The organism is Mesorhizobium sp. M7A.F.Ca.MR.362.00.0.0, from assembly GCF_004023175.1.
Classification (GTDB): Bacteria; Pseudomonadota; Alphaproteobacteria; order Rhizobiales; family Rhizobiaceae; genus Mesorhizobium.
Genome location: NZ_RZTF01000211.1, coordinates 1 through 3,395, shown reverse-complemented (window position 1 = coordinate 3,395; position 3,395 = coordinate 1). Strand labels below are relative to the sequence as shown.

Here is a 3,395-nt window from a genome sequence, read left to right as displayed (position 1 = left end):
GTAATAGACCTTGTCGGTGAACTTCTTGCCGGTGAACACCACCTTGTCGGCATTGATGACGATGACGTTGTCGCCGTCGTCGACATGCGGGGTGAAGGTCGGCTTGTGCTTGCCGCGAAGATGATTGGCGATGACAGTGGCCAGACGACCGACGACGAGACCTTCGGCGTCGATCAGGATCCACTTCTTCACCACATCCGCAGGCTTCTGCGAAAAGGTTGTCATGTTTTCTGCTTTCGGTTCGGACCTTCACGAGGGAAGGCGTTTCTTGTTGCTTGGATTGGCGAAAAGCGTTTGCCCGCCGCCAATAACAAAACGGCGGCCTTTGCGGGCCGCTGCTTCGTGAGGGGTTTATAGGCGAGGGTGAGGGCGCGCGTCAAGGCTGAAATTGCCGGAGTATTCCTAAAAGGCTATGCAAAAACAATTGGTTACCGGTGCGGTATTATAATACCTCGAGAAAAGAACGTTCCGGAGCATGGCCGGAACGTTCTTTGACCGGTCCAGTCTTCAGTTGGCTCTTTCGAGCGAGCGGCGGATCTCCGGCGCAATTTGGTCCATCGCGGCGGCAAGCCAGCCGCAGAGTTCGTCCGGTGAGGTGTCATGAATCCACACCAACCGGCTGCGTCCATTGTTCTCTGCAAAGACCTGCATGGAGGTGTTGTCGTGCGATACCTCTTCTCCTTCCCACGCCCAGACGATGCGGCGTGCCTGTTCGTCGCGGGCTATAAGCCTCTCCCGCACGACGTTGCCGTCGGCGAAGGTCATTTGCCGCAAGTCGGGCTCGATCAACCGGCAATCCACGAAAATATCTGGAGTTGTCAGTCGCGGCCCTTCGGCGAAGTTGCCGACGGTCTGCCAGACCTTCTCAGGCGATGCGTCGACTATCATTTCCCTGATAACTGATCCCACTTTGGCACCTCTCGTTTAAGAGCAGACAGGTTTGTCTACTAGACAAGTCTGTCTGTATGACGGAAGAGGGTCGACGTCAAAGGGTATTCGATATGGTGGACCACGCTACTGACATCGGCCGGGCGAGTGCTGCGCGCAGCCGCATACTTGATACAGCCACGAACCTGTTCTACGCCGAGGGCGTGCACGCGGTCGGCATAGACCGGATCATCGCCGAGGCAGGCGTGGCCAAGGCCACTTTCTACAAGTACTTTCCAGCCAAGGACGAACTCGTCCGCGCGTACATTCAGAACCAAAGCCGGCAAGGGAGGGCCATGATCGACAAGATCAGCGCGCGATCGGCGCGGGATTCGATCCTGGCTATCTTTGATCTTGTTGCGGACGCCGCCGCCCAGCCTGGCTACCGCGGCTGCCCGTTTCTGAACGCTGCCGCCGAATATCCCGATCCGAGCCATCCGGTACGGCAGGCGATCGATGAGCATAGGCAATGGAGGCGTGACCTGCTGCGCGGCCTGCTTGTGGCCGACGGCAGTTCGGATTCCGAAACCACCGCCGATATCCTCACCGTTGCCAGCGATGGGCTGCTCATCGCCAGTCATCTCGATAGGCCTGCCAACTTGCGGCGCCTCATTCTTGAGACGGTTCTGCAAATCTTGGGACCGCTGGCGGACAAATAGTTGGCGGTAGGAATTCGGCTAACGCTTCGGAGGGATCGAATAGGTGCCGGTGGCGTGCGCCACCGTGTGCCCGTCCGGGCCGGCGACGATGTCGATGTCGAACACCATCAGGCTCTTTCCCAGCTTCAGGATGCGGCAATGGCCGTCGATCGGTCCGGCCTCGGCCTTGCGGACGAAATTGATGTCGAGGTTGACGGTGACCGAGAGCGCATCCGGCCCGGCGTGAGAGAGCACACAGACGTATCCGCCAATGTCGGCCAGCGTGAACAGCGAAGGGCCGGACACCGTGCCGCCCGGACGCAGGTGCCGCTCGCCGGCGTTGAGCCGCACGGTGCAGCCGCCGGGGAACACGTCGATCGCCTCGAAATATTTGAACTGCTCGTTGAGCTGCGGATAGACGGTCTCCATCAGCGCATTGACTTGTTGCGCGGTCAGAACCGGCTTCAAATTGGTTTGGGCGGGCATGTCGGTCTCTCGTTCTGGTCAACCTGTATGGGCGCGGCGCGGCATTTCTGACAACCTTCGTCCCCTGGCGCAAGCGATCGGTGTTGGACGAAACCTGATCCGGTATTAGATACTCTGGCAGCCCCGAGCGGAATCGCGGAGACCTTATCCATGGCCGAAATCCTTGCCATCAAGCCTGTCGCCGTTGAGGGTCCGGTTGCCGCAAGACTGGACAAGGGCGTGCTGCGCCTAACGCTTGCCAATCCGCCCGCCAACGCGCTGTCGCTGGCGGTGATGGCGGCGCTGACGGCCGAACTCGAGCGCGCCAGGGCCAACAAGGCTGTTCGCGTCATCGTTTTGTCGGCGGCCGGCAAGGTGTTCTGCGCCGGCCATGATCTCAAGGAAATGACGGCGCGCCGCGCTGATGCCGATCATGGCAAGGCCTTCTTCGCGGAGACGTTTGCCGCTTGTGCGACGCTGATGCAGGCCATCGTGCGGCATCCCTTGCCTGTCATCGCCGAGGTTGACGGCCTGGCCACCGCCGCCGGGCTGCAGCTGGTCGCCAGTTGCGACCTGGCGATCGCTTCACATGAGGCGACCTTCTGCACGCCGGGCGTCAACATCGGCCTGTTCTGCTCGACGCCGATGGTGGCGCTGTCGCGCAACGTCTCGCGCAAGCATGCGATGGAGATGCTGCTGACCGGCGAGACGATCGATGCGGCAACCGCCAAGGAATTCGGCCTGGTCAACCGCGTCGTGCCGCGCGAATACCTGAATCAGATCGCGCAAACCATTGCTTCCAAATCATCTCTGGTGATCAAGACCGGCAAGGAAGCCTTTTACGCCCAGGCGGAAATGGGGCTGGCCGACGCCTATGCCTATACCGGCCGCATCATGGTCGAGAACATGCTGGCACACGACGCGGAGGAAGGCATTGACGCCTTCATCGGCAAGCGCAAGCCGGAATGGACGGACGAGTAAGGGAGAAACGTCATGGAACCACGCATCTCCATCATCACCATCGCCACCGACGATCTCGACCGCGCGGTGCGTTTCTACGAGGCGATGGGCCTGACCCGTCATGCCGGCATCACCGAGGGTGTCGCCTTCTTCCAGATGGGCGGCGTCATCCTCGGCCTGTTCCCGCGCGCCAGCGCAGAAGAGGATTCCGGCATCGCCTTCGCCGCGGCGCCATCGGCGGTGTACCTCGCCTACAACACCCGCTCCGACGTCGAAGTCGACGACGTGCTCGCCAGGGCGGAAAAAGCCGGCGGCCGCATCGTCAAGCCGGCCGGCCGCGCCTTCTGGGGCGGCTGGTACGGCTACTTCGCCGACGCCGACGGACATGTCTGGGAAGTGGCGCAC

The 3,395-nt window shown here is 61.1% G+C and carries 6 protein-coding genes; 3 read left to right on the top strand and 3 right to left on the bottom strand.

Annotated features, from left to right (window positions below):
* Both rplM and EOC06_RS22970 read right to left on the bottom strand, forming a co-directional pair.
* Positions 1–225, bottom strand: a 225-nt coding sequence (gene rplM / locus EOC06_RS43250; RefSeq protein ID WP_245469932.1) for a 50S ribosomal protein L13, incomplete at its 3' end; no start/stop codon positions are given.
* A 282-nt stretch (positions 226–507) separates the two neighbouring features.
* Positions 508–888, bottom strand: coding sequence for an SRPBCC family protein (locus tag EOC06_RS22970; protein ID WP_050596550.1), 381 nt, complete (start codon positions 886–888; stop codon positions 508–510).
* A gap of 113 nt (positions 889–1,001) precedes the next feature.
* Between EOC06_RS22970 and EOC06_RS22965 the strand changes: the two genes are divergently transcribed.
* Positions 1,002–1,586, top strand: a complete 585-nt coding sequence (locus EOC06_RS22965) for a TetR/AcrR family transcriptional regulator (RefSeq protein WP_128308862.1) — start codon at positions 1,002–1,004, stop codon at positions 1,584–1,586.
* A gap of 18 nt (positions 1,587–1,604) precedes the next feature.
* Here the strand turns inward: EOC06_RS22965 and EOC06_RS22960 are convergent, their stop codons facing one another.
* A complete protein-coding gene (locus tag EOC06_RS22960; RefSeq protein ID WP_128308861.1) occupies positions 1,605–2,051 on the bottom strand; it encodes a PaaI family thioesterase in 447 nt (148 codons plus the stop codon).
* 150 nt (positions 2,052–2,201) lie between these two features.
* On the opposite strand from EOC06_RS22960, the gene EOC06_RS22955 reads away from it, so the two are divergent.
* Entirely contained in the window at positions 2,202–3,011 is an 810-nt protein-coding gene (locus EOC06_RS22955) for an enoyl-CoA hydratase (protein ID WP_128308860.1), read from the top strand.
* A 12-nt stretch (positions 3,012–3,023) separates the two neighbouring features.
* The coding region (locus EOC06_RS22950) for a VOC family protein (RefSeq protein WP_128308859.1) at positions 3,024–3,395 on the top strand (372 nt) is incomplete at its 3' end.

Coding starts and splice junctions, on each gene's coding strand:
- EOC06_RS22970 (WP_050596550.1), bottom strand. CDS start 888: ATGATAGTCGACGCATCGCCTGAGAAGGTCTGGCAGACCGTCGGCAAC.
- EOC06_RS22965 (WP_128308862.1), top strand. CDS start 1,002: ATGGTGGACCACGCTACTGACATCGGCCGGGCGAGTGCTGCGCGCAGC.
- EOC06_RS22960 (WP_128308861.1), bottom strand. CDS start 2,051: ATGCCCGCCCAAACCAATTTGAAGCCGGTTCTGACCGCGCAACAAGTC.
- EOC06_RS22955 (WP_128308860.1), top strand. CDS start 2,202: ATGGCCGAAATCCTTGCCATCAAGCCTGTCGCCGTTGAGGGTCCGGTT.